Genomic DNA, 25,897 nt, shown 5'->3' on the forward strand with positions numbered 1-25,897 from the left:
TACCACCATGACAACCCCCGAGAAAAAGCAGCGTGTACTCTCCGGCATCCAACCTACAGGAGATTCTTATCACCTAGGGAACTACTTAGGCGCGCTTAAGCAATGGATTAACCTCCAAAAAGAGTTTGAAGCGTACTACTTTATCCCGGATCTTCACGCCATTACCGTGGAACAAGATCCAAAGGAACTACGCCACCGCACAGTCGCCGGAGCAGCACAACTTATTGCCCTAGGCATTGATCCCGAAAAATCGACGCTCTTTGTGCAATCACACGTGCCTGAACACGCTGAACTTTGCTGGGTACTCACCTGCCTTACTGGCTTTGGGGAAGCATCCCGAATGACCCAATTCAAAGATAAATCCGCAAAACGCGGTGCCGAGCACACCTCAGCAGGGCTGTTCACCTACCCAATGCTTATGGCCGCAGACATCCTGCTTTACCGGCCACAATTCGTTCCCGTGGGCGAAGACCAACGTCAGCACCTGGAACTCACCCGGAATTTGGCAGAACGTTTTAACTCTCGCTATAAAAAAACATTCCCAGTGCCAGAACCTTTTATTCCGCAAGGCGCTGCAAAGATCTATGATCTCCAAAACCCCACGGCGAAAATGAGCAAGTCTGATGGTGATTCAAGGGGATTGATAAATCTGCTGGATGATCCTAAAGTTTCTACAAAGCGAATCAAAAGTGCTGTTACTGATAACGAAGCTGAAATTCGCTATGACAAAGAAGCAAAGCCAGGTGTGTCAAACCTGTTGGTCATTCAATCTTCCCTTACTGACACCCCAATTGATGAGCTCGTTGCCAAATACGAAGGTAAAGGCTATGGAGCCCTTAAAGTAGACACTGCTGAAGCATTAGAAGCATTTACTACACCATTGAAAGCCCGTTTTGATGAACTCATGGCTGACCAAGGAGAATTAGAACGAATTCTCGCTGCAGGTGCTGACCGTGCCCGTGAAGTAGCCACCCGTACCCTCGCGGATGTGTATGACCGAATTGGATTCTTAGCCCGAAAGTAGCGGCCCTACTATAGAAAGGCAAAACTATGGCAGCGACCACACAAACCCGACGAGATGAATTTGGTATTGAGCGAGTAAGCCCAGACAAACCGGGGTTTGTGGATCGCTACCGCCAACAATGGCCCTGGTTCGACCACGTCATGCGTATGCATGAACGCTATGTTGAAATGGGCGGCAGCCAATACGCCGCTGGCATTACCTACTTTTCCGTGCTTTCAATGTTTCCGATACTGATGCTCGCTTTTGCGGGCATTGCATTTGCATTGGCTAACCGCCCAGAAATGGTTGTGGAAATCCAAGAACAGATCGCTGCCCAGGTATCTGGGGATGTTGCTGACCCAATTAACACAATTGTGGAAACCGCAATTAGCCAACGCGGTGCCGTAGCTGGAGTCGGTGCGGCCACAGCTCTATGGTCCGGTTTGGCTTGGATGTACAACCTGCGGTATGGGGTGTCCAAAATGTGGAAATTCGACCCACACGCAGGAAATTTCCTGCGGGACAAGCTCAAAGACCTACTAGGTCTCGTTGGTTTGCTCGTCGCTTTCGTGTTTGCATTCGGTATTACTGCTGTGGGCTCTTCCGGGCTGGCTTACCGAATTGTGGCATGGATAGGCGCAGATGATATTCCAGGCATTTTTACGCTGCTCTGGTTTGTTTCGCTCATCCTTGGTGTACTTGCGAATTACGTTGTATTTTTCTGGTTAATCAAGTACATGCCGCGTGTAAAGGTGCCTCCAAGGTCAGCATTAAAAGCCGCTTGGATTGGGGCTATAGGCTTTGAGCTTTTTAAACAGGTAGCCTCGTTATTCTTTGCCAGTGCGCTTACAAACCCTGCTGGTGCCACCTTCGGGCCGATTATCGGCGTAATGGTTTTGTTGTACTTTATTTGGCAAATACTTTTGTATTGCTCTGCATGGGCAGCGACTACCGAAGAATCGCTTGCCCAAACAAAACCTGCGGTTCCGGAGCCAGCCGTAATCCGCGTTCGCCAGGAAATTCGAGTGGCGCCTTCGCCGCGGAGTATGGCTACAGCAGCTGCAGCAGGTGCAGCAGCCACTGCTGTAATAGCACGCTTGTTCCGTCGCCCTCGGGGTTAGGTGATTGGCGTGCAATTCGATTGCTGCGGGTACTGTGGGCTTCATGCATACCATGACTTCTCCATTACCGCTGTCTGAAGAAATTGTGCACGAATTACCAAAAGTTCTTCTCCATGATCACTTGGATGGTGGATTGCGGCCATCCACAATTATCGAATTAGCCGCCGACTGTGGTTACGGGGACCTGCCAACCACCAATCCCACAAAACTCAAGCAGTGGTTTTTCGACGCCGCCAACTCCGGCTCCCTGCCAAAGTACCTCGAAACATTTGCACACACGTGCGCAGTGATGCAGACCGCGCAAGCAATCGAACGCGTAGCTTGCGAAGCTGTTGAAGACCTCGCCGCCGATAATGTTATCTACGCAGAACTCCGATTTGCTCCAGAACAACATCAAGAGGCCGGACTCACCCTCCAAGAAGTTGTCGACGCCGCTGTGCGGGGCGTCGACAAGGGCGTCGCTGTAGTGGCAGACATGGGCAAAACAATCTATGTAAGACTTATTCTCTGTGGCATGCGTCATGCCGAACGCACAGCCGAAATAGCGCAACTCATGGTGGATAACTACCAACCCGGCGGCACAATCGCGGGCTACGACATCGCCGGTGCCGAAGACGGTTTCCTACCATCCAAACATGCCGAAGCCTTTGCCCTCCTTAGGGAAAACTTTGTTCCATTCACCATCCACGCTGGTGAAGCTGCAGGGCTCGAGTCACTTGAATCCGCAGTACGGCAAGGCACCTGCCGCATTGGACACGGTGCACGAATCTATGAAGATATCTCTGCCGATATGTCCGGAATTACCTTAGGACGAATGGCCTCCTATGTCTGTGACCGGCGCATCCCCCTTGAGCTTTGCCCAACATCGAACGTTCAAACCGGCGTGGTAGATAACCTTCTCGATCATCCGTTCCCGCTGCTATATGAACTCGGATTCTCTTGCACTGTTAATACTGATAATCGCCTCGTTTCAGACACCACCATGACAAAAGAAATGATGGTCCTTGTCGATGCTTTTGATTTCGGTCTTGGCGAACTCTACGAATTAACGCTTAATGCGATTCGCAGCGCATTTATCCCACAACAGTTACGTGAAGAAATAATCGGCGCGCTGATAGATCCAGCATACGAAGAACTCTTGGTCAAACACGGATTCGCTTCTGAAGATGCTGTGCTCAACCAAACCGGCAGTATAGCCCCACATGAAGACCATGCCGGCGGACTAGGACAACTCACCCAAGATGACCTCGATGCAATCGATCCGCAAACCCTCGCGGACTTGGGAATCGACCTCAAAGACCTGGGCTTGGACAACCAAAAATAAGGCACATTGTAAACAAGCCTTGGCTGAGGTGCTGCTGGGCAGACTGATGCCTTAGTTGAGGAACATTTATTTGTTGGTGATGTGTTGTGGGCGAGCGTTATCTTGGGGGTTGTCGTTAAATACACCATCTTGTGTGCAATTGGTGTAAAAAACGTCACCGAGAGCCTTCTGGAGCTATAATTTTGTCGCCAAAAACACCAATTGTGCACAACATGGTGTAAAAAACGACACTTGTTATTAAAACAACAATATCTGCCATGTGTGGCTCGTGTTTTACTGCATCGAGCTACTCGCTGTCCAGGTGTTTTGATGCTCCTCCATACCTTGAGGGTGTGGGTTATAAATCGTGCACAATTGCCGAGCTGGGGCTTGTCGTTTAAAACACCATCTTGTGTGCAATTGGTGTAAAAAGCGTCACCGGAGCCCCGTAGAAGCCATAGTTTTGTCGCAAAAAACACCAATTGTGTACAACATGGTGTAAAAAACGACACTTGATATTTAAACATATGTAAACCGGTGCTTAAAACCGCCCGGTGCCTAAATTCTTCCCCATACCAAAACCCCCACACGGATCCCGTTTCCGGGATCCAGCCCCCCCAAAAAAAGGCACAGACCACCCCCCAAAGCTCAGCCCACAGCCCACCCCCCCCAAAAAAAACCAGCTCTAGTATTTAGTGAATCGTGCAACAAGGCTTTCTTCGAGTTGCTTCCAGCCGTCTACTTCAGCGGTAAATGGTGCTGAGGGTACGTATCCTGTGGCGGATCCAAGCATATAAGCGATGTATTCCTGGAGGGCTGGATTGGCTACAAGGATGGAATTTACGGAGTCGTCGGATGCCCAGTCAGCCGAGTCCGCAAGAAGTTCGTAGGCTTGACGTAGTTGATTTGTGTCTACTTCTTTGGTGCCTTTGGCAATGTCTTCACGTAGGCCGGTGAATACGTAAGTATTGTCTTCGTGGACGGTTACTTCTAATTCGCCGCCATTGACTGCGTCCATAATAGTGGGCCAGGTTGAGACGGTGGCCAGGTCGTGGTCGTCGTGTTCGGCAAGCCAGCGCGCCATTGCTTTGCGGTTATTAAAGGTGACTATTTGGCCGAATTTTCCAAGGAAGAGTGGTTGTTTTCCTAGGTAGGTGCGCAAGGTGTAAAGGGTGCGCCCATCAATAGCAATTTTAATTGGATCGATGCCGGCTGCCGCCCAGATTGAGGTGTCGTATGGATCGGCAGCTTCTTCTTCGGCTTTGGCTTTTTCAGCCGCTGCTTTTTCGGCTGCCTCTTGGGCTTCTTGAATGCGTTGCCGTGCGTTTTTGGCGTCTTCTTCCGCTACTTCTGGGGTGTGAACGATACTGTCTAAAGCGTCTACAACTTTATTCCAGTTGGTAAGTACTACGCGCCCGATGGTGGACCACTCGGACATGCCTCGTTCGCCACTAAAGTGGTCGTGTCCGCGGTCTACATTGGCCAGGATCGAGTGCCCGGAGTAGAAGGATTCAATGTCGGTAAGGGAACATACGGATCCGAGGCTTTTTGATACTGCGAATGCGCGGGCGAGTTTGGTGACGTTGCTATAGGAGGGCCGTCCGGCGAGGTATGCAGGGGCTTCCACCATTGAGACTTCGTCGCGTTCGTTTGGTACCACGCGCGCGGCGTCGCCACTATTGAATTGTCCCCACTTGGGGTGCGTGTTTAGGTCGTGTGGTTGGCCGGATTCTAGGAATACTAGAACTTCTTCCGGCGAGTTAAAAAGGTAGACGTGGTCTCCGTGGCCTAGGAACGCTTGCCATTCTTGGCCGTGTTCCTTCCAGCGCGGTGCCCAAAGGGTATAGAAAGTGCCTTCGGTGAGCTCGAGGGAAACGGGAACGATGCCTTGTTGTGCCATGTCGCGAAATTCTACCCGGTCGGTCGAAAGAAACCTTTAAAGGCCATACCCATATTGGTGGTCCGCAATGGGCTTTCTTGCACGGGGTCGCCTGCTTCGATGATGTTTCCATTGCCGGAGTACATGGCCACGTGCCCGTCCCACACCACAAGGTCGCCGGGTTGTAGTTCTGCTTCGCTTATTTCTCGCCCAATTGTTTGGTCTTCGGCAAGCCGCGGCAGTTCGATTCCGGCTTGTCTCCACGCCCACTGTGTGAGTCCGGAGCAATCAAGACCGACCCCTGGCGTGGTACCGCCCCAGCAGTAAGGCGTTCCTATGGCACTGCGGGCGGCTGCCACTGCTTGTTCACCGCTTGTCGACGCCCCTCCAGTGACGCTTTCCACAACATTGTCTACGGTAAGTTCAAGCCCGGCTGTAGATTCTGCAATCCGCTGGAGCTCTGCGGTTGCTGGTCCTAAATCGGGCATAAGCTGGTCTGCAATACCGGATACGATATTTGGCAATTGGGTGAGTTCTGCGAAGGCGGCTGGTTCAAAGGTGGCCAGGCGGGGTAGTAATCCACCAATATGATTGAGTACCTGGCCCGCGAGATTGGTGAGTTGCGATTCAATATCGGGTAGGTCCTGTACAAGACGATTGATGTGTTCGAGATCGTCGGCAAGTTCGTTGTGGGCACCAATAAGTGGAAGTTCGATACCAAGCGCTTCTGCCAGTGGGGCAGCAGCGGTGATATCGGGGAGAGTTACTGGCTGAATTTCTAGATGGGGGATACGCCGTTGCAGATCTTCGATCATGCCTTGGATCATGCGAGGTGACCTAAAGTATGCCCGAGTTCTTGGTCAATATCTTCGACTTCTAGCATGTAATTTGCTGCCCGCTCGGCAATGCTTTCTGCGTGCTGTTTTAGGTGCAGGCTGCGTCTCGAACAGCTTTCTATAGCTTTACTTAGTGCATGGGAGAATTCTCCCAGTGCAGGGTCTGGAGTGTGGTGTCCGGCGGCGGCGAGTTCGGCACCGCGAATCAGTTCGGTGGCTAGGGAACGAACGTGGTCCGGTTGCAATTCCATGTTTCTTGGACGCTATTCGGATTCTTAGGGGTTCCTTGGGGTTACGATTGGGGGTATGCAGATCACCGTTGTCAACCATCCACTTGCTGCTTCTCGACTCACGATTATGCGCGATGCCCGCAGTGATAACACTGCATTTCGGGCAGCGCTTGCTGATCTTGGAACCATGCTGATCTATGAAGCCTCACGAGGCCTCCCAGTGGAACACTTTGATACTCAAACACCTGTTGCAATGGCACAGGGGACGAGGCTCAAGAATCCGCCGATTATTGTGCCTGTGATTCGGGCTGGATTGGGCATGATTGACCCAGCACTGAAAATGATTCCAGATGCCCAGGTTGGTTTTATTGGACTGGCCCGTAATGAAGAAACCCACGAGCCGGTGCCATACCTTGAAGCCCTTCCCGAAGACTTGACTGGGCAACCGGTATTTGTAGTGGATCCTATGTTGGCCACGGGCGGATCGCTGTTATATGCAATTCGTCTTTTGCATGAAAGGGGAGCCACGGACATTACAGCGGTATGTATGGTATCCGCGCAGCCAGGCGTTGATGCATTGGCGGATTCCGGTTTGCCGGTTCGGTTGGTCACGGCCACGATCGATCCAGAACTTAATGAAGCAGCGTATATTGTCCCGGGCCTAGGTGATGCCGGCGATAGGTTGTATGGTCCCCGGAATATCGATTTTTAGTGGCTAATCGCTAGTTCCTCGGCATCACTACGCAATTCGGCCAGTATGCGTTCGGCAGCTGGCCGGCACGGGCTTACTACTTCAAGATAGAGTTTCGCCTTGCGTTCGGTTCCAGATGCGCGGGCGATAAGCCGGAAGGTACCCTCTTCCCATTCGCCGGTGAAAATAAGCCCTTGATCAGCGGGAAGCATAGTGCAAGTGGTCGGGAAACCCGCGAGCTGGGTGGGTGGGTTGTCGCGCAGGGCGTCGACAAACGCCTGAGGGGCGGTAGTACGAACCGGGACCTGAGTGCCTAGGTGTACGCCAAATTCGCGGTGCAGGGAGTCGAGCTCGTCGCCGAGTGTTCTGCCAAGGGCCTTTAACTCGGCGGCCCAAGCGCAGGCAATGAGCGCGGTGGCGATGCCATCTTTATCGGGGACCATTTGCGGTGCTGGTGAGGTACCAACGGCCTCCTCATAAGCGAACACCAGTTCTTCGTGGGCGCGGGAGAGGTTTTTAAACCCGGTTAAAGTTTCGCAATAACCCCAGCCGCGTTTTTCTGCCATTTTTTGAAGCAATTGGGAAGACACCACAGTGGTAGCTACAACGCCACCTTCTGGTACTAGGCGATGCGCAAGCAGTGGGCCGAGTTCATCGCCACGCAGCATAATGTACTGGTCACCGCGCCGATAACCGACAGCGCAACGATCTGCATCAGGGTCCAGCGCAACCAATACGTCCGCCTCAACCTCTGCGGCCGTCGCAAGTAATAACTCCACAGCTTCCGGCTCCTCTGGGTTTGGGAAACGGACCGTTGGAAAAGTTGGATCTGGGTGCAATTGCTCCTCAACCGGAAAACTTAGTGCAAACCCACTCGCTTGCAGGGCATGATGTAGCGCACGGCCGCCAACTCCGTGCATAGCGGTGTACACCACTTTGCAGGCGGCGCGTTCATTATTCACCTTAAGCAAATCCGTGCCGGGGTTAACTATTTCTACAACCTCATCCAAATAACGCCGCAATTGATCCGCGCCGGGTCGAACAGACACTCGGGGAACCTGGGCGACTTCCGAAATTGCCGCTTCAATGGCATGGGCATCTTCGGAGGTAATTTGCCGACCATCTGAATCAAAGACTTTATAGCCATTGTCCGTTGCTGGATTTTGGGATGCAGTGATTTGAATTCCTGCATCACATTTGCGATCACGAATCAGCCACGAGAGTAATGGAGTGGGGGTGGGCATTGGGAGCAATAGCACTTCAACTCCTGCGCCAGCAAGCACTTCGGCAGCTGTGGTGGCAAAGGTGTGGGAACCGTAGCGGGCATCAAAACCCACTACTACCTGCAATGGGCCATCATCTTTATGGAGTGCTACCGACTCTAAAGGGGCATGCTGCAAATGCAGTCTGGCGGAACGCTGAGCTAACCAAGCAGCTACCCCTGCGGTTGTACGTGCCACCTGCGCAACGTTCATTTGCCCGGGGCCAGGACCCACCGGCGCGCGCAAACCAGCGGTACCGAACGTTAATAAGGTCATGGCCTGATAATAGGATGGTCACAGCAGGCTCGCCAGGGAAAGGAATAAAGTGAACATCCGCTCGCACATCGACCGGTGGCTCGAACAGAATCGGGATGAAGTGCTCTCGTGGCGTCGCTACCTGCATGCTTACCCAGAGTTATCGCATGAAGAGCACGGCACAACAGCATATATTGCAGGCATATTACGAGGTTATGGATTAGAGCCCAAACTCTTCCCCACAACCGGACTTATGGTGGATATAGGTAATCCGCGAATCGCCTTTCGGGGCGATATAGATGCCCTGCCAATTCAAGAAGAAACCGGGCTACCGTTTAGTTCCCAGAATCCTGGGGTTATGCATGCCTGCGGGCATGATGTGCACACCACAATTGCATTAGCTACCGCGTGTGCGTTAGCGGAATATCCCGAGCCAATCGACGCCCGAATTATTTTTCAACCCGCCGAAGAAGTAATGTACGGCGGAGCACCTGATGTGATTTCTTGGGGTGGCATTGAGGGAATAGAAAAAATATTCGCTGTGCACTGTGAGCCAGCATTACACACCGGAACCATTGGTGTGCGCGCCGGGGCGATTACCTCTGCCGCCGATATCCTTACGGTCAATGTTCACGGTCCTGGCGGTCACACATCGCGACCACAACTTACCAATGACGTTGTCTTTGCGCTTTCTTCTTTAGTTACCCAGCTGCCAGCCTTACTTTCCCGCAGAGTAGATCCCCGTACAGGAACCGTCCTAGTATTCGGTAGTATTCATGCGGGAAACGCTGCAAATGCAATCCCGCAGACCGGCACAGTTTCCGGTACCTTACGCACTGCTTCCGTAGATGTTTGGATGTCCATTCAACCCTTATTGGAAGAACTCATAGGCCATGTGCTTGCCCCCGCCGGCTGCAGTTTTGATATTGACTATATGCGCGGCATTCCACCAGTGGTCAATGACCCAATTGCAACACATCTCTTAATCGATCATTCACCATTTCGTGTGGTGGAAGCCCTGCAATCCTCTGGTGGTGAAGATTTCTCCTGGTATTTACAAAAGATCCCAGGGTGCATGGTTCGCCTGGGTTGCAAAACTACGGAAGAGTATGATCTCCACCAATCCGACCTAATCGTGGATGAAGACTGTATTGATGTGGGGGTCAAATTATTTGCATCAATCCTGCATGCAGATAGACTGTGAGCAAATCTGACTTCACCTATGCAACACCTATGTAAGGACTCACTTTGACTCAACGGATAGTCATAATCGGGGGTGGGCCTGCTGGATATGAAGCAGCCCTCGCCGGTGCAAAATACGGCGCTGATATTACGTTGGTGGAGGATCAAGGGCTTGGTGGCTCTGCCGTCATTTATGACTGTGTCCCCTCAAAGTCATTTATTTCAGCGACGGCCATTAAAACTGACCTCCGTCGAGCCGATGATATGGGTCTCGACGCCGCGTTAGGCGAAGCCCGGCTAAACCTCGACGCCGTGAATGCCCGTGTCAAGGATCTTGCCTATGCGCAATCATGTGACGTCCGCGCCCAAATGGATCGCGCAGGTATTCGGGTAATTAATGGTCGAGCAGTGTTTGGCGACGATAACCCTCAACAAACCACGCACTATATTGCAGTTACACATACCGACGGCACCGAAGAAACAATCGAATGCGATCTTGTGTTATTGGCTACTGGGGCTTCCCCACGGGTCTTGCCAAATTGCGAACCCGACGGTGAACGGATTCTAAACTGGCGCCAAGTCTATGACATTGATGAATTGCCTGAACACCTCGTTGTAGTCGGTTCTGGCGTGACCGGTGCTGAATTTGTTTCTGCATTTGCCGAGCTCGGGGTAAAAGTTACTATGGTGGCTTCCCGTGATCGCATCCTTCCGCATGACGATGCCGACGCCGCCGACGTTCTTGAAACCGTATTAGCTGAACGTGGCGTCGCCTTAGAAAAACACGCTCGCGTAGAATCTGTGACCCGTGTTCCCGAAGGCGTCCTTGTGCGTACTGCTGATGGCCGAGAAATTCGGGGATCCCATGCCCTTATGACTGTAGGCTCCGTGCCTAATACCAAGGATCTTGGCCTAGAACGTGTAGGCGTAGAGCTTACGCCTTCCGGACATATTAAAGTTGACCGAGTCTCCCGCACCACAGTCGCAGGAATTTATGCCGCAGGCGACTGCACCGACCTTTTCCCACTCGCCTCCGTTGCCGCGATGCAAGGGCGTATTGCTATGTACCATGCATTAGGAGAAGGAGTCAGCCCAATCCGTCTGAAAACCGTTGCCACTGCGGTATTCACCAGGCCAGAAATTGCGGCGGTGGGCGTAACCCATGCCCAAATTGAATCTGGCGAAGTCTCCGCCCGCGTTATCGTACTACCGCTAGCGACAAACGCTCGAGCAAAAATGCGCTCACTACGGCATGGCTTTGTAAAACTCTTCTGCCGCAAAAACTCTGGACTCATTATCGGCGGCGTTGTAGTAGCCCCAACAGCCTCCGAGCTTATCCTGCCCATTGCCGTGGCAGTAAACAATAATCTCACAGTCGAAGACCTTGCGAGCACATTTGCTGTGTACCCAACACTCTCCGGCTCTATCACTGAAGCAGCGCGGCAACTTGTCCAACACGATGATCTAGGATAGGGCAGGTTTCTTTTTGGATTTCTGCGACAATCAGGCAGATTTATCTTGCGCACCTCAGGTCTCGCCTGTGACCTGAGGAAATGCGGCCGCTAATTTGGCGCTGCGTTAAATCTGCCTGAGGCAGATTTACATCGCCCCCAACTCAAGCAAAATTTAAGCATGAAGTTTAAGTTTGGGGCCTTTGAATGTGAACTGCTCCCGGCTTGTCGGGCTGCACCGTGCGGGGTCTTCGGGCTGCTTGCCCCTAAAACTGTTGTGGCTAAGGTTGGAATCACGGCCGTCCAATAGCCGGCATCGATACGACCATGCTCCCACTAACTAGTGGCATTAGATGTACTTGAGTGACCCCGAACTGCTGGAAAGCAAATTTTTTTACAAGCACTGACGTTATTGCTGCAAGTTTATACTGCATTAATCGTCGTGTAGCAGGGGGAATAGCGAATATTATTGGCGCAAAGTGAAAGTTTTCCTAGCTGGGAAGATTTTTCATTTTTCACGCTATTTTTGCGATAGAATCAGGGATCTAGTGATTGACCTCACTTTCTCTACCCATTGCAAAGGTGTTCACCATGACCCAAAAATCCAAACTTGCTACTTTTGCAAAGATACTCGTTGCGAACCGTGGTGAGATCGCAGTCCGTGCGTTTCGTGCTGCGTTTGAAATTGGAGCCAAGACCGTAGCGGTATTTCCGCAGGAGGATCGTAATTCTTTTCACCGTTCGATGGCATCTGAGGCTTATCGGATTGGTTCGGAAGGTTCTCCGGTAAAAGCGTATCTGGATATTGATGAGATTCTTCGTGCTGCTCGGGAGGCTGGCGCTGATGCCGTGTACCCGGGTTATGGTTTTCTTTCGGAGAATGCTCAACTTGCCCGCGAGTGCGCTGAAAACGGCTTAACTTTTATTGGCCCGTCTCCTGAGGTATTGGACCTTACTGGCGATAAGTCTGCTGCGGTTGCGGCGGCTCGTCGGGCTGGTTTGCCGACCTTGGATGATACGGAGCCTAGCGATAATATTGATTTTCTTGTTGAGCAGGCTAAAGGCCAAACGTATCCGTTGTTTGTTAAGGCGGTTGCCGGTGGTGGTGGCCGTGGTATGCGCTTTATTGGTACGCCCGAAGAGTTGCCGCATCTCGCGGCGGAGGCCTCTAGGGAAGCCTTGAGTGCATTTGGCGATGCTCGTGTGTATATTGAGCGGGCGGTACTAAACCCGCAGCATATTGAGGTTCAGATCCTTGGAGATCACACAGGTGAAGTAGTTCACTTGTTTGAACGTGATTGTTCGGTGCAGCGACGCCACCAGAAGGTGGTGGAGATTGCGCCAGCGCAGCACCTTGATCCAGAACTCCGTGATCGTATCTGTAACGATGCAGTGAAGTTTTGTAAAGAGATCGGATATACCGGCGCAGGCACCGTTGAGTTCCTTGTGGACGAAAACGGCAACCATGTGTTTATTGAGATGAATCCGCGTATCCAGGTCGAGCACACTGTCACAGAAGAAGTGACCGGTGTGGATTTGGTCAAGGCGCAGATGCGCCTTGCTGCGGGTGCCACGCTCGCAGAACTCGGGTTGACCCAAGATAAGATCCATACTGAAGGTGCGGCATTGCAATGTCGTATTACTACCGAGGATCCTGCGAATGGGTTCCGTCCGGATACAGGTGTGGTTACGGCGTATCGTAGTCCTGGTGGTGCCGGTGTGCGTCTTGATGGTGCGGCGCAGCTCGGTGGTGAAATCACTGCGCATTTCGATTCTATGTTGGTAAAAATGACGTGCCGTGGTGCGGATTTTAATGGGGCTGTGATTCGGGCGCAGCGGGCGCTTGCGGAGTTCCATGTTTCTGGTGTGGCTACGAATATTGGTTTCTTGCGGGCATTGCTGCGGGAGCCTGATTTTACTGGTAAGCGGGTTTCCACTTCGTTTATTGAGGATCACCCGTGGCTGCTTTCAGCTCCACCAGCCGATGATGAGGCTGGACGTATCCTCGATTATCTTGCGGATGTAACTGTAAACCGTCCACATGGTAAGCCACCTGCAGTGGGCGCGGCCGTCGATAAGCTGCCGCAGTTGGGTCATTTGCGCCGAGGCTCCCGTGACCGCCTGCGCGATTTGGGGCCGAAGCGTTTTGCAGAGGAGTTGCGGCGTCAGACGGCGCTTGCGGTGACGGATACAACGTTCCGCGATGCCCATCAGTCCCTCTTGGCCACGCGTGTGCGTTCCTCAGCGCTTGTCGACGCCGCGCGTCATGTTGCGCATAGCACGCCGGAATTACTGTCGGTAGAAGCATGGGGTGGGGCAACCTATGATGTGGCATTGCGCTTCTTGCACGAAGACCCTTGGGAACGTTTAGATGATCTCCGTAAGGCAATGCCCAATGTAAATATTCAAATGCTGTTGCGGGGTCGGAATGCCGTCGGATACACCCCGTACCCGGACTCTGTGTGCCGAGCCTTTGTGGAAGAGGCGGCCCGCAGCGGAGTGGATATTTTCCGTATTTTCGACGCCCTGAACGATGTTAGCCAAATGCGCCCGGCGATCGAAGCAGTGCTGGAAACCGGCACGAGTGTGGCTGAAGTTGCTATGGCCTATAGCGGCAACCTTGCGGACCCAGGTGAAAAGCTATACACCCTGGATTACTATTTGCGCCTTGCCGAACAAATTGTTGAATCCGGTGCGCATATTTTGGCTGTGAAAGATATGGCTGGATTGTTGCGACCTGCAGCGGCGGCCAAGCTTGTTACCGCATTGCGTAAGGAATTCGATTTGCCGGTGCATGTGCATACGCACGATACCGCTGGTGGTCAGCTTGCAACATATTTAGCTGCCGCAAATGCTGGTGCTGATGCCGTTGATGGTGCTTCTGCGCCGCTTTCTGGTACGACCTCACAACCTTCGCTTTCGGCAATTGTGGCAGCGTTTGCAAATACTCCTCGGGATACTGGTCTTTCATTGGATGCGGTGTCGAATATGGAACCGTACTGGGAGGCGGTTCGCCAAATGTATGCGCCATTTGAGTCGGGAACTCCAGGTCCAACCGGGCGTGTCTATCACCATGAAATCCCAGGTGGGCAGCTTTCGAACTTGCGTGCGCAAGCTATTGCATTGGGCTTGGCGGATCGATTCGAACTCATTGAGGATTATTATGCGGCCGTCAATGAGATGTTAGGGCGCCCCACCAAAGTTACGCCGTCTTCTAAGGTAGTTGGTGACCTTGCGCTACACCTGGTAGGCGCTGGGGTAGATCCCGCCGATTTTGCTGCAGATCCGCAAAAATACGATATTCCAGACTCTGTAATCGCATTTCTGCGTGGCGAGTTAGGCACCCCACCCGGTGGTTGGCCGGAACCATTGCGCACCCGTGCTTTGGAAGGACGTAGCGAGCCTCCTGCAAAGGTCGAAGTACCTGAAGCTGAGCAGCAAGCATTGGGATCATCTGAAGCTAAGGAGCGTCGTGATGCTCTTAACCGCTTAATGTTCCCGAAGCCTGCGGCGGAATTTGCGGAGCATCGCCGTCGCTTTGGTGATACCTCAGTATTGACTGACCGTGAGTTTTTCTACGGTTTGGTTGAGGGTAAAGAAACCATGATCGACCTTGGCGATTCCACGCATATGCTGGTGCGTCTCGACGCCGTCTCCGAGCCCGATGAAAAAGGCATGCGCACTATTGTGTGCAATGTGAACGGGCAGATTCGTCCAATGCGCGTGCGTGATCTTTCGGTGGAATCCGTTACTGCTTCTGCTGAAAAAGCGGACACCGGTAATGCGGGTCATATTGCCGCACCATTTGCTGGTGTAGTGACCGTAACCGTCAATGTTGGCGATAAGGTCGAAGCGGGCCAACCGGTGGCGATTATTGAAGCCATGAAGATGGAAGCAACGATTACTGCCACTATCGGCGGCACCGTGGAACGCGTTGTACTTACACAGGCCACCAAGGTAGAAGGTGGTGACTTGCTACTGGTTATTTCCTAACCTGAAGCATTGAAACCTTAAGCACTACAAAGGGGCCCTCTTGAAAGGAGGGCCCCTTTGCTATTGGTTTGGCGCTACCAGAGTTTTACGCCAAGGATTTTGAATAAAATATAACCAATAATACTGAGCAGTCCACCTAAGAGTGAGAATCCAGATCCAAACCAGTTTTGCCAGAAATTCGGCTTAGGTTTCGGTTTTTCTTGTTCTTTGTCAGCTGGTGGTTTGATTAGGGAATCGCGGAGCTCTTGCAATTGCTTGAGTTCTTCGCGGGCCTTATCTAATTCGCCTTGGGCTTGTTCTGCTGCTTCAGCGGAGTTATTGGCTTTATGTTGCGCAACATCGGCTTCGAACGTGGCGATGCTGATCATAAGGGCGTCGATAGCCGCATCGATTTGCGCAATGCTGGCGGTGCGCACTTCAGATAGCTTTTCGACGCCCGCAGCATGAGCCTGCTTCGCCGCATTCAGCTTTTCTTGGGCTTTGGTGACTTCGCCTTCAAGTTCGGTGGCCTTGGTAGTCAGAGCTTTCAGTTTTTCTTCAGCTGCTGGAGCAGTAGCTGAAGGGGCAGCCGACTGATGATCCTGAAGCTTGTCCTGCAGATCGGAAAGCTTTTTCTCTGCGGCAGAAAGTGCCTGCTCCGCTGAATCTTTTTGTCCAAGTTCTTGCTCAAGTTTTGCTTTTTCAGCTTCGGCTTCTTGAATTTTGCCCTGAAGTTTCTGCAGGTAGGAGTAATCAATAAGCCCCTGAAGCAGGAGAATTTGAGAATTCAGAATTTCCTGTTCTTCGAGTTTATCTTCAAGATTCTCCGGAGCGACCCCATTATGTTGCTGTGCAAGCGCCTGATATGCAGCCTGTTTCTGTTGTAGGTCTGCTTCAGCGGCTTGAAAAGCACGTTTTGCTTCAGCAAGGCGTGGCCGTGGATCTGTCAGTGGCGCAAACGAAGGATCATCGGACTCTACCGAAGCATTATTTCCTTGGAGCTTAGCGATTTCACGTTCCAAAGATTCAATGTTTTGCCTAGCTTCTGCTTGCGCAGCTGTTACTTCAGCAATTTTATCTGCAGGGGATAGCCCACTAAATGCAGCCCGCAGTTCAGCGATCTGCTGTTCAATATACTCCACTTGTCCGGCACCGAGTTTGGCAAGCTTGCGGGTCTCTGGGATTGCCTCTTTTACCGTTAGCGAACTGGACGTAGATTCGAAAACATAATCAGCGACGTCTTTGAGTGCGTCGTCTTCAATCGTCGCTGCATCGACCTCATTTTGAGCTTCTGCAACGGCACGCTGGGCTTCAGGATCATTTGGCTTTTCGTCGAGTGCCTTTTGTGCTTGAGCGAGTTTTGCCTCGGCAGCAATTTTATTGTTGGCAGCTTCTGCGACTTCTTTTCCAAATTGGGTATCAAGCTCATTGAGCTTTGCCTCGAACTGTTCTTCAGGTACCGCATCGAGTGCCTCAAGGTATGCCAAATGACGCTGATGGGCACGTGCATCCTTTTTAATTGTTTTGCGGTCGGCAAGCTTTGTATCGAGTTCCTTCGCCTTTTGCTGAAGCTCTGTTAACGAAGCATCAATATCACTGGCAGCCGCACGAGCAGTGTCTAGTTCCTGTTGTTTTTGTTGAATCTTTTGGTTATTTGCATTCCGAGTGGAATTTGTTTTTTCGTATTCTTCAACTTCACGTTCTAGGGCATTGAGCTCGGCGCTCTTCTTTTGTACTTGCTCTTTAGCCGCAGTGTACTGATCGAATGCTTGCTTAAGTTCGGCATTCCCATTGATTTGTTCCTTAAGCTGTGCAATCTCCCTTTCGAGCGTGGCAAGCCGTGCTTGAGCTTCTTTTAGCCTTTCCGGGGCTTTTGCAATATCTTCTGGGGAGGCGCTTTTACCAGAATTAATAAAGTCTTTATCCTGGTTTTTTTCTTCGAGTTCTTGCTTGTCTTCTTTGAGGCGCTGAGTCAATGCCTCAAACGCTTCGGCTTTCTTTGCGAGCTCGTCGACTTTGCCCTGAGCTTTAGTAACTTCTTGTGCTACAGTTTCGATCTGCTTTTCCAATTCCATTTGCTTGGCTGCATGGTCTTGGAGGGCGGTTTCATCGTTTTTCTTAGCGGCTTCCACATCGGATTGTGCAGCAGCTACATCTTTTTTCGCCTCTGCCAGAGCGGTTTTGGCTTCATTCAGTGCAGTTTCAGCGGCTGTGACTTCTGCAGCCTGAGCGTCCAGTTGTTTGGTAGCTTCACCGAGCTTTGCTTGGGCTGCGTTTACTTCGTTTTCCGCCTGGACAATTGCTTGTTTTGCGGCTTCAATGCTTTCCGGTTTGGCGGTTTCTGTGGCTTTAGCAACTGTATCTTTGGCCTTGCCAAGCTGCTCGGTAGCACGTGCGAGCGCAGCTTCAACTGATTCTGAAGCTTTAGCGCTTTCTAGGGATTTCGTTAATTCCTCTAGTTCAATTTGGAGCTTGTCAGCTTCGCTTTGTTGCGCTCCAGCGTCCTTTATTTTTTGTTCAAGACTCGCTATTTCCTTCTGCTTTTGCGCGATCTTTTCCTGTATATCCGCAAGCTTGTCAGGTGTTTGAGTCTCTGCGTTAGCAACCTTTGTGATCGCTGTATCAATAGCAGATTCGGCAGAGGTGAGGTGCTGAATTGGGGAAGGGTCAGCATATGCTGGTGCGGTTCCCGAGAGGACAATAGAGGTTGCGACCATACCGGCAATTGCGGTCAGACGGCTACGCTGAAACAATCTTATAAATCCCTTCTCATAGGTTTGCCTCAGGTTTTACTTCTGACAGCTTAATGTATTTCTTGCGCGTTTCAATTATTTATCGGTTTGAGATCTGCGATATCAAAAGTTCATCACCCGAATGGGTGAGGGTACTAAAACTGCAGTACAAGCGCGGTTTTTAAGGCTGAGGCAGATTATTGCGGGATTGCCTATTGAAGGGATTTCTGGCTATAGGTCCGTAATATGGATAAGCATTTTGCTTAAGAAATGGCTGAGTGGAATTAATGCAATATTTGAAGCATGTTTTAACGCGATTACTGCTGTAAAAATCCCGTGACCCAACGTGCTACGGTTTCCTCACCAGCGGCCACCGCGTCTGCCACGGTTTTCTGTGGCAGTACTGGATCATTTGGCAAAACACGCGCGGGGTCGCCGATCGGTGTCACTCGAATTTTCCCGTCGTATACCGCCAACGCGAGCATTTCCACATTGGTTTGCTCACACACAGCCCAACTAAATATGCTTTCCGACGCCCATCCGGCTTGGGCTTGCATAATAAGGTCGTCGGGGTTGTCAGTAATATGCTGCAGGGCTGGTCGGTCGTCGATGCGATTGTCGTTGTGGAGCGGCCGTAAGTAGAAACGGCCGCCATTGAGTTCCATTGCTTCCATACGAGTGGATTGTAATGGAATTGAAGCTCGTTCAAGTCGTGTGGCCTTATGCGTGTATGGAAAAGGCCCGGATTTCTCCGGGCCTAGTAAAACTTCCTACAAGGAGGCTACTTCAGTTCCATAAGGACAGCACCCTTGCTGACACCTTCGCCAGCAGCACATGCAAGACCGGTTACCACACCAGACTTATGAGCCTTTACCGGGTTCTCCATCTTCATGGCCTCGAGAACGACTACCGTCTCGCCTTCTTCGACCTCTTGGCCTTCCTCAACATTGACCTTAATCACGGTACCTTGCATCGGGGCTGCCACAGCATCACCTGAAACAGCCTTCTTTCCGGCACCGCCACGGCGCTTCTTAGCCTTCTTCTTAGCGGCACCATTGCCGCCACCAAGTGCTAGGTCACCAGGCAGAGCCACCTCTACACGACGCCCATCAATCTCAACGACAACCTTTTGTGCAGGTGTTGCTTCCTCGGCCTCTTCACCCTCTTCCGGATCAACATAGGCAGGAATCGGGTTATCCCACTCTTCCTCAATCCACTTGGTGTAAACATCAAACTTGGTGCCATCACCGATGTATGCAGGATTGTCAACGATATGACGATGGAATGGAATGACTGTTGGCATGCCTTCGACAACATACTCATCGAGTGCGCGGCGGGCACGCTGCAAAGCTTCATCGCGAGTTTCTCCGTACACGATGAGCTTCGCAAGCATTGAGTCGAACTGTCCGCCAATGACAGAACCTTCAACAATGCCGGAGTCCATGCGGATACCTGGGCCAGCAGGCTCAACATACTTGGTGATCTTGCCGGGAGCTGGCATAAAGTTTGTGCCTGCATCCTCGCCATTGATACGGAACTCAATTGCGTGACCACGAGGAGTTGGGTCTTCCTTGATATGGAGCTCGCGGCCTTCCGCAATGCGGAACTGTTCACGAACTAGATCTAGACCGGTGGTTGCCTCGGTTACAGGGTGCTCTACCTGCAGACGAGTGTTTACTTCGAGGAAGGAAATTAAACCATCGGAACCGACCAAGTATTCGACGGTGCCAGCGCCATAGTAATGAGCTTCTTTGCAGATTGCTTTAGCGGACTCATGTAGGCGAGTGCGCTGCTCGTCGGTAAGGAATGGTGCTGGCGCCTCTTCGACGAGCTTCTGGAAACGACGTTGCAGGGAGCAGTCGCGGGTACCAGCAACAACAACATTGCCGTGCTGGTCTGCAAGAACCTGACACTCAACGTGACGAGCCTTATCAAGATAGCGCTCCACAAAGCATTCGCCTCGACCGAAAGCAGCTAGTGCTTCACGAGTAGCGGACTCGTAAAGATCCTTAACTTCTTCCATTTTGTAGGCAACCTTCATGCCACGACCACCGCCACCAAAGGCGGCCTTAATAGCAATCGGAAGACCATGTTCCTGGGCAAAAGCAACAACCTCGTCAGCGTCTTTGACTGGTTCCTTGGTGCCAGGTGCCATAGGGGCATTGGCTTTCAATGCAATATGACGAGCGGTCACCTTATCGCCAAGATCACGAATGGATTGCGGCGATGGGCCAATCCAAATCAGTCCAGCATTAATAACAGCCTCAGCGAAGTCGCCATTTTCAGACAAGAAGCCGTAACCAGGGTGAATTGCGTCCGCACCGGACTTCTTCGCGGCGTCGAGAATCTTGTCAAACACAAGGTACGACTCGGCAGAGTTCTGCCCGCCTAAGGCGAATGCTTCATCGGCCATTGAAACGAAAGGTGCATCAGCATCTGGTTCTGCGTAGACAGCAACACTGGCAATGCCAGCATCACGAGCTGCGCGAATAACCCGAATGGCGATTTCGCCGCGGTTGGCGACAAGTACCTTAGTGATTTTCTTGGTCTCGACTGTCACGAGAACCCCTCCTGAAGAATTGCACCGCGACGCGACGCGCCGCCTTTTGAAAAACGAGTGTGCCACTCCTCACATGGGGGGTGAGGAGCAGTAAGACACCACTCATTCTTACACACAAACTTGTGAAACCAAGGCGGTATTGCAGCGAAAATGCACGCTAGGGGGTAGCCTGATTCCCCTGGAATGGGGTAAGAGTCGCCACTACCTGCGTGCCTGAATAATGTTTAATTGCTTGGAATTTCTCCGGGGGTGGGGCCAATGGCGATCGGCATACGTATCATATTCCCCCATTCGACCCAAGAGCCATCATAATTGCGTACACCTTTCCGGCCCAAAAGGTACTTCAGAACAAACCATGTATGGGCACTGCGATCGCCAACTCGGCAGTAGACAATAACATCATCTGGAACCTCTGCGTAAATATCTTCTAGCTCTGCCAATGAGCGGAATCGGGAATTCGGGTGTACGGCAAGATTCCAAGGGATGTGTGTAGCAGTTGGAATATGGCCGCCACGCATTACCCCTTCTTCGGGGTAGCCTTCCATATTGAAACGCTCACCGGTGTACTCCTCTAACGTCCGAACATCCAGTAGCGGAGTGGTACCGATATTTTCCTTAACCTCAGCTGCGAATGCGCGTAGCGGGACGTCGTTACGCTCAATGACTGGGTAGTCCGTGCGTGGGTACTCCGGAACCACAAATGAGGTGTCGCGTTCCTCTGCCATCCATGCGTCGCGGCCACCATTAAGAAGCCGGACATCTTCGTGTCCGAAAAGCTCAAAAACCCATAAGGTGAAAGACGCCCACCAGTTCGACTTGTCCCCGTATATAACCACTGTATCGTCGCGCGATATTCCCTTAGATCTCATTAGCTCTGCAAACGCTTCGCCTGAAATGTAATCGCGTGTAACCGGATTATTGAGGTCCTTACGCCAATCAATTCGAACGGCGCCAGGGATATGGCCTATGTCATAAAGTAGTGTATCTTCATCAGATTCAACTACTCGTAGACCAGGTGTGCCAAGGCGGGCACTCAGCCAAGAAGCAGAAACCAAACGCTCAGGATGTGCATACTCGGCGAACTGGGGATTTGGGTCGAATGGTGCAGTCATAAAACTTCCTTTCTAGGATCATGCCTATTCCAGCTTATGCATAAGGCCATAATGAAGCGCGTGCTTTAGTGTGGCGTCGGTTACGTCCTCAGCGGTGATGTGGCCTGATGTCTTATTCTGTCGATGGATATTGAATCCCCACCCAAAGGAGAGTTTATGCATAAGGCCATAGTCGTTTTTGAAGTTGAAGGCGGCAGCGACAAGCAATTCAACGGTCACCGCAAAGACACCATGCCAATTGTCGACGCCATTAAAGCTAAAGGCTGGCACGCGGAAGTGGTGTACTACCGCCCTGAGTGGTCCGATGCTTTGTTCGAGTACATCTCGAAGAATTTTGACGCATACATCTCCCGCGTAAACCCTGGCAATATCCCAGGTGGAGAAAAAGGCTACTTTGAGCTACTTACCCGCCTGTCCGATGAAGCCGGTCTGGTAGGCATGTCTCGCCCAGACGAAATGATGTCCTATGGGGCAAAGGATGCGTTGGTTAAGCTTGCCGATACCGAACTTGTTCCATCTGACACCTACGCGTACTACGACGTAGAAACCTTCCACAAGACCTTCCCAACATCCCTCTCCTATGGTGAACGCGTTCTTAAGCAAAACCGCGGCTCCACAGGTGAGGGCATTTGGCGTGTTCAACTGGAAGACAAAGAGCTTGCAGCTTCTGTGGAGCCCGGCACGGAATTGCCGCTGGACACCAAATTGCGCTGCACCGAAGCCGTGGACAACCACACCGAAATTCGTGAACTCGGTGAATTCATGGACTTCTGTGACCAATACATCATTGGCGACAACGGCATGCTCGTAGACATGCGTTTTATGCCACGCATTGTCGAAGGCGAAATCCGCATTCTGCTCGTAGGACCACACCCAGTATTCGTAGTGCATAAGAAGCCGGCCGAAGGTGGAGACAATTTCTCCGCAACCCTCTTCTCTGGCGCAAAGTACACCTACGATTCCCCTGAGAAGTGGCAAGAACTCGTAGATATGTTTGCCGAAGTCCGCCCAGTGATCGCAGAAAAACTCGGCGGCGACAATATTCCTTTGATCTGGACCGCCGACTTTATGCTTGATGACGCTGAAGATGGCGGCGACACCTACGTCCTTGGAGAAATCAACTGCTCCTGCGTTGGATTTACGTCCGAACTTGACATGGGTATTCAAGAAATGGTCGCTGACGAAGCAATCTCCCGGGTGGAAAAGAAGCACGCCTAACAACACAAACTCCCCATAAGTCGGGCTAAGGCCCGCTTAGTGGGGAGTTTTCTTGTGTGGAACTGGAGTAATGTTTTTTGGGGCGGGGGTGTGTGGTTTCTGGCCGGTCTTTTGGGGCGCTGGTTGGTCTTTTCGGGTGCTGGCTGGTCCTTCTTGGGCGCTGGTTGGGCGTGTTGTCACAGATTCCATTTTTTCGGCTGTTTTTATGGAATCTGCGACACGATAGGTAGGGAACCTGTCACGAATTCCATTTTTTTCACTGTTTTAATGGAATCTGCGACAAACCCCAGGTCAACGATTGTGCACAACATGGGTTGCTGTCGCAAATTCCATTTTTTCAGGCGATTTTATGGAATCTGCGACAGTAGAGATGAAAACATCGCTAGTTTGATAGGGTAGACCTATCAAATTGCGGGTAAAGCGGCTCGAAGGCTCGGGAAACCAGCCGCCCCACCCCAAAAAACTCGGGAAAAGCAGCCTGCTAACGCCGAAAATCAGGCAGATCTGACACACCCACCCCCCGAAATCAGGCAGATTTCACATCACCCACAACCCACCACCGCATTTCCCCAGCTCACACCCTCAAACCAGGAGTCCACAACATAAATCTGCCTTTCTGCGCTGTCCTGGGTACTCCACACTCTCCAAACTCTCCCCAGTTTTTATTTCTTCCCACAAGATCAGTATCAAATATCGCCGGAGGTTGGGTTATGTCCATTGGAGTGGGTAATACAGGTTGACGTTGTGCAGGTTGATTCGCGATGTTGAAGTGCCGTCCCATTGGGTTGTTATGCCGTGGTTATTAAGTATTGGGATAACGGTGCTGGCAATGATCTCTAGAAGCTCCGCTTCGGTTGTATCGCCGATGGGGCCATAGCTTAAGCCACCATCCCCATATTCAAACATGCTCTCGGTGTCTTGCTGGTGGAAGAAAATGTAGGCTTTCCAGTTTCCGTATTGGGGGACTTCGCTTAGGATTTCGTCGTGTCCGGTGCTATTGCAGCAGGTGAAGTTTTCTTTTGCAAGGATGTTATGTTGGCTTAGCTCCGCAAAGGCGCGTGTGATCGCGTTTTCGGGGGCGTCGTTAAAGGTTTGTTGTTGGGCGAGCCTGGCATTGAATAAGTATTCGGTGATAGCTTCGGCGTCGTGGGTCGATATTGGTGGTAATTCGCGTCGTTCAGCGTCCTCGCTAAAAAAGGGGAATTCGCTAATGTAGTCGACGAATTCTTCGAAGTAGGGCTCACCACCGGCAAGGATTTTTGTCCAGAGAATGTCGAGCAGCTCTTGTTGTTGTTCTTTTCCGACACCTTCTGGGAGGTATTGGGCTGGAATAGCGAGGCCTGTGGGCTGGGCGTTATAGTTCATTGTAGTTCAGGGACTATCCGAATCTGAGTTCAAGAGGGATCAATAGGGCCAGGGGAATGAATATGGCCGAAATAGGGTTTAAAAAGTGCAACCTGCAACACTATGTATCGAGCAAGTGGGATACGCAGCTGGGGTCACAGTCGGAGAGGAGTGCTCGGCAGCGGTCGTATTCGTGAGTTTCGTCGATATCGCGGGCGGCGAGTGCGAGTTGTGCAATGGCGCGTAGGACACCTTGGTTTGGTTCGTGGGACCAGGGGACTGGACCGAAGCCTTTCCAGCCATTGGCTCGTAGGGCATCGAGTCCTCGGTGGTAGCCGGTGCGGGCGAATGCATAGCGTATTAGAGGGTCTTCGCAGGTTTCGGCAAGGATTGCCCAGGCAAGAGGGCTTTCGGGGTGGCTTCGGGCGTCGGTATGTGTAAGGGTGTCTGGGAGTTTGACGGGTGGTGGGGCGAGGTAGTCTTTCATGTTCATAGTGAGGCCTTATCGATGCGGACTTCTTCGGCAGGTGCGGCATCACGGGCGCCATCTGCTGCGCCTTTTTGTGCGATTGCTTGGAGGACCGGCAAGCTTTGGTCAGAGACGCGGCCGAGGATTGTGTAGTTGGGTGGTAATGGGGAGTCTTGATAGTTCAAGAAGAACTGTGAACCATTGGTATCTGGTCCAGCATTTGCCATTGCAATAACGCCAGCGCGGTAGAGGCCTTGTTCGCCGGTGTCAACGGGGTATTCATCTTTAAAGGTAAAGCCGGGGCCGCCGGAACCTGTGGCAGTGGGATCGCCGCACTGGAGTACGTAAATATTTTGGGTAGTAATGCGATGGCATAAGGTGTTGTCATAAAAACCAGATTTGGCCAGGTGTTCGATTGCTCCGACACCGCAGGGAGCTTTTGAACCATCTAAATTCATTTCAATTTCGCCTTGATTTGTGGCCAGTTTTACAGTGACCATTCCATCATTTGGCCCAGGTGGTAGCGAAACTTCCCTGGCCGCGGTGCCAGATTCCGTAAAGCCGCAGGTATTGTCCTGCGGTTGTGTGGGGGTAGAGGTTTCGGTTGAACAGGCTGTGAGTATCAGCGCGGTAGCTGCAAGGTAGGGCAAATACTTCATGGGTGTTATGTTAATGGATCCAAAAATCTGAAACGTTGTACCCAAATCGGTAGAGGCTTTTGCGAAGCAACGGCAAGCTTAATCCCAGCACATTTGAAGGGTCGCCTTCGATCCGGTCAATAAACCAGCCGCCCAGTGCTTCCAGGGTAAAAGCCCCCGCGCATTGCAAGGGTTCGCCGGTGTGCGCGTATGCCTCGATATCTGCGTCGCTGACCTGGGCAAATGTAATGCTTGTCCACGCCGCCTCTACTACCCGTTGGATATTGCCCGGCGCTACAATGCAGTGCCCGGTAATTAATGCCCCGGTCTTGCCGCGCTGATGTTTCCAACGGGCGATGGTAGTTTCTACGGTAAGTGGTTTACCTTGTAATTGGCCGTCAAGTAGGAGCATGGAATCACAGCCGATAACTATGTCGTTGGGGTACTCGCGCTGGATATGCTCTGCTTTGGCAACGCTGAGTGCCATGACTTGTTCCTGGGCGGGGGCGTCGGCAAGTTTGGTGAGGAGCTGCTCTTCATCGATGTTTGCTGGGTGCATTACGGGTTCCACGCCAGCCGCACGCAAAATGGCCAACCGGGATGCCGAGCCTGAGGCAAGCACAATCTTCATGTCTCACA

The 25,897-nt window shown here is 51.8% G+C and carries 20 protein-coding genes; 8 read left to right on the top strand and 12 right to left on the bottom strand.

Annotation, left to right across the window (positions count from 1 at the left end):
• Positions 1-7: 7 nt before the first annotated feature.
• From trpS to CFREI_RS02460, 3 genes are read left to right on the top strand one after another with little or no spacing between them, the layout of a single operon-like run.
• A complete protein-coding gene (gene trpS / locus CFREI_RS02450; protein ID WP_027012805.1) occupies positions 8-1,024 on the top strand; it encodes a tryptophan--tRNA ligase in 1,017 nt (338 codons plus the stop codon).
• Between the two features lie 26 nt (positions 1,025-1,050).
• A complete protein-coding gene (gene yhjD / locus CFREI_RS02455; protein ID WP_027012806.1) occupies positions 1,051-2,124 on the top strand; it encodes an inner membrane protein YhjD in 1,074 nt (357 codons plus the stop codon).
• A 52-nt stretch (positions 2,125-2,176) separates the two neighbouring features.
• Entirely contained in the window at positions 2,177-3,448 is a 1,272-nt protein-coding gene (locus tag CFREI_RS02460; RefSeq protein WP_035112180.1) for an adenosine deaminase, read from the top strand.
• Positions 3,449-4,112: 664 nt separating this feature from the next.
• Here the strand turns inward: CFREI_RS02460 and CFREI_RS02465 are convergent.
• Genes CFREI_RS02465 through CFREI_RS02475 form a run of 3 tightly spaced genes read right to left on the bottom strand, consistent with a single transcriptional unit; the run spans position 4,113 to position 6,393 of the window.
• A complete protein-coding gene (locus CFREI_RS02465) occupies positions 4,113-5,327 on the bottom strand; it encodes a SatS C-terminal domain-containing protein (RefSeq protein ID WP_027012807.1) in 1,215 nt (404 codons plus the stop codon).
• Positions 5,328-5,338: 11 nt separating this feature from the next.
• Positions 5,339-6,133: a C40 family peptidase gene (locus CFREI_RS02470; RefSeq protein ID WP_027012808.1), complete on the bottom strand. Its 795-nt coding sequence runs from the start codon at positions 6,131-6,133 to the stop codon at positions 5,339-5,341.
• The gene (locus CFREI_RS02475) at positions 6,130-6,393 is read right to left on the bottom strand and encodes a hypothetical protein (protein ID WP_027012809.1); all 264 of its coding nucleotides are present in this window, start codon (positions 6,391-6,393) and stop codon (positions 6,130-6,132) included. Before CFREI_RS02475 ends, CFREI_RS02470 begins: the two co-directional genes overlap by 4 nt.
• Positions 6,394-6,448: 55 nt before the next feature.
• Between CFREI_RS02475 and upp the strand changes: the two genes are divergently transcribed.
• Positions 6,449-7,084: a uracil phosphoribosyltransferase gene (upp, locus tag CFREI_RS02480; protein WP_027012810.1), complete on the top strand. Its 636-nt coding sequence runs from the start codon at positions 6,449-6,451 to the stop codon at positions 7,082-7,084.
• Here upp and CFREI_RS02485 read toward each other — a convergent pair.
• Entirely contained in the window at positions 7,081-8,601 is a 1,521-nt protein-coding gene (locus CFREI_RS02485) for a phospho-sugar mutase (RefSeq protein WP_027012811.1), read from the bottom strand. The two genes, upp and CFREI_RS02485, sit on opposite strands and share 4 nt — an antisense overlap.
• Before the next feature lie 49 nt (positions 8,602-8,650).
• Between CFREI_RS02485 and CFREI_RS02490 the strand changes: the two genes are divergently transcribed.
• The 3 genes from CFREI_RS02490 (at position 8,651) to CFREI_RS02500 (ending at position 15,206) form a co-directional block, all read left to right on the top strand.
• A complete protein-coding gene (locus tag CFREI_RS02490) occupies positions 8,651-9,784 on the top strand; it encodes an amidohydrolase (protein ID WP_027012812.1) in 1,134 nt (377 codons plus the stop codon).
• 44 nt (positions 9,785-9,828) lie between these two features.
• A complete protein-coding gene (locus tag CFREI_RS02495) occupies positions 9,829-11,235 on the top strand; it encodes an NAD(P)H-quinone dehydrogenase (RefSeq protein WP_027012813.1) in 1,407 nt (468 codons plus the stop codon).
• A 569-nt stretch (positions 11,236-11,804) separates the two neighbouring features.
• Positions 11,805-15,206 carry a pyruvate carboxylase gene (locus CFREI_RS02500; RefSeq protein ID WP_027012814.1) on the top strand — a complete coding sequence of 1,134 codons (3,402 nt, stop codon included), beginning with the start codon at positions 11,805-11,807 and terminating at the stop codon, positions 15,204-15,206.
• Between the two features lie 74 nt (positions 15,207-15,280).
• Here CFREI_RS02500 and CFREI_RS02505 read toward each other — a convergent pair whose 3' ends face one another.
• From CFREI_RS02505 to CFREI_RS02520, 4 genes are all read right to left on the bottom strand, one after another.
• Positions 15,281-17,902 carry a coiled-coil domain-containing protein gene (locus tag CFREI_RS02505; RefSeq protein WP_290246120.1) on the bottom strand — a complete coding sequence of 874 codons (2,622 nt, stop codon included), beginning with the start codon at positions 17,900-17,902 and terminating at the stop codon, positions 15,281-15,283.
• 332 nt (positions 17,903-18,234) lie between these two features.
• Complete coding sequence (locus CFREI_RS02510; RefSeq protein WP_027012816.1) at positions 18,235-18,591, bottom strand: hypothetical protein; 357 nt, start codon at positions 18,589-18,591, stop codon at positions 18,235-18,237.
• A 107-nt stretch (positions 18,592-18,698) separates the two neighbouring features.
• On the bottom strand, positions 18,699-20,477 hold the full coding sequence (locus CFREI_RS02515; RefSeq protein WP_027012817.1) for an acetyl/propionyl/methylcrotonyl-CoA carboxylase subunit alpha: 1,779 nt from the start codon (positions 20,475-20,477) through the stop codon (positions 18,699-18,701).
• 224 nt (positions 20,478-20,701) lie between these two features.
• Positions 20,702-21,589 (bottom strand): sulfurtransferase, encoded by an 888-nt coding sequence (locus CFREI_RS02520; protein WP_027012818.1) that lies wholly within the window; start codon positions 21,587-21,589, stop codon positions 20,702-20,704.
• A 156-nt stretch (positions 21,590-21,745) separates the two neighbouring features.
• On the opposite strand from CFREI_RS02520, the gene CFREI_RS02525 reads away from it, so the two are divergent.
• Complete coding sequence (locus CFREI_RS02525) at positions 21,746-22,807, top strand: Cj0069 family protein (protein ID WP_027012819.1); 1,062 nt, start codon at positions 21,746-21,748, stop codon at positions 22,805-22,807.
• 708 nt (positions 22,808-23,515) lie between these two features.
• Here the strand turns inward: CFREI_RS02525 and CFREI_RS02530 are convergent.
• The 4 genes from CFREI_RS02530 to CFREI_RS02545 all read right to left on the bottom strand — a co-directional run bounded on the left by CFREI_RS02530 (position 23,516) and on the right by CFREI_RS02545 (position 25,889).
• On the bottom strand, positions 23,516-24,172 hold the full coding sequence (locus CFREI_RS02530; protein WP_027012820.1) for a DUF6891 domain-containing protein: 657 nt from the start codon (positions 24,170-24,172) through the stop codon (positions 23,516-23,518).
• A gap of 100 nt (positions 24,173-24,272) precedes the next feature.
• On the bottom strand, positions 24,273-24,644 hold the full coding sequence (locus CFREI_RS02535; RefSeq protein ID WP_027012821.1) for a DUF3151 domain-containing protein: 372 nt from the start codon (positions 24,642-24,644) through the stop codon (positions 24,273-24,275).
• On the bottom strand, positions 24,641-25,279 hold the full coding sequence (locus CFREI_RS02540) for a peptidylprolyl isomerase (protein ID WP_051255957.1): 639 nt from the start codon (positions 25,277-25,279) through the stop codon (positions 24,641-24,643). The genes CFREI_RS02535 and CFREI_RS02540 overlap by 4 nt, the downstream gene beginning before the upstream one ends.
• 10 nt (positions 25,280-25,289) lie before the next feature.
• Positions 25,290-25,889: a Maf family protein gene (locus tag CFREI_RS02545; protein WP_027012822.1), complete on the bottom strand. Its 600-nt coding sequence runs from the start codon at positions 25,887-25,889 to the stop codon at positions 25,290-25,292.
• Positions 25,890-25,897 lie beyond the last annotated feature (8 nt).

It is taken from the genome of Corynebacterium freiburgense, from assembly GCF_030408815.1.
Classification (GTDB): Bacteria; Actinomycetota; Actinomycetes; order Mycobacteriales; family Mycobacteriaceae; genus Corynebacterium; species Corynebacterium freiburgense.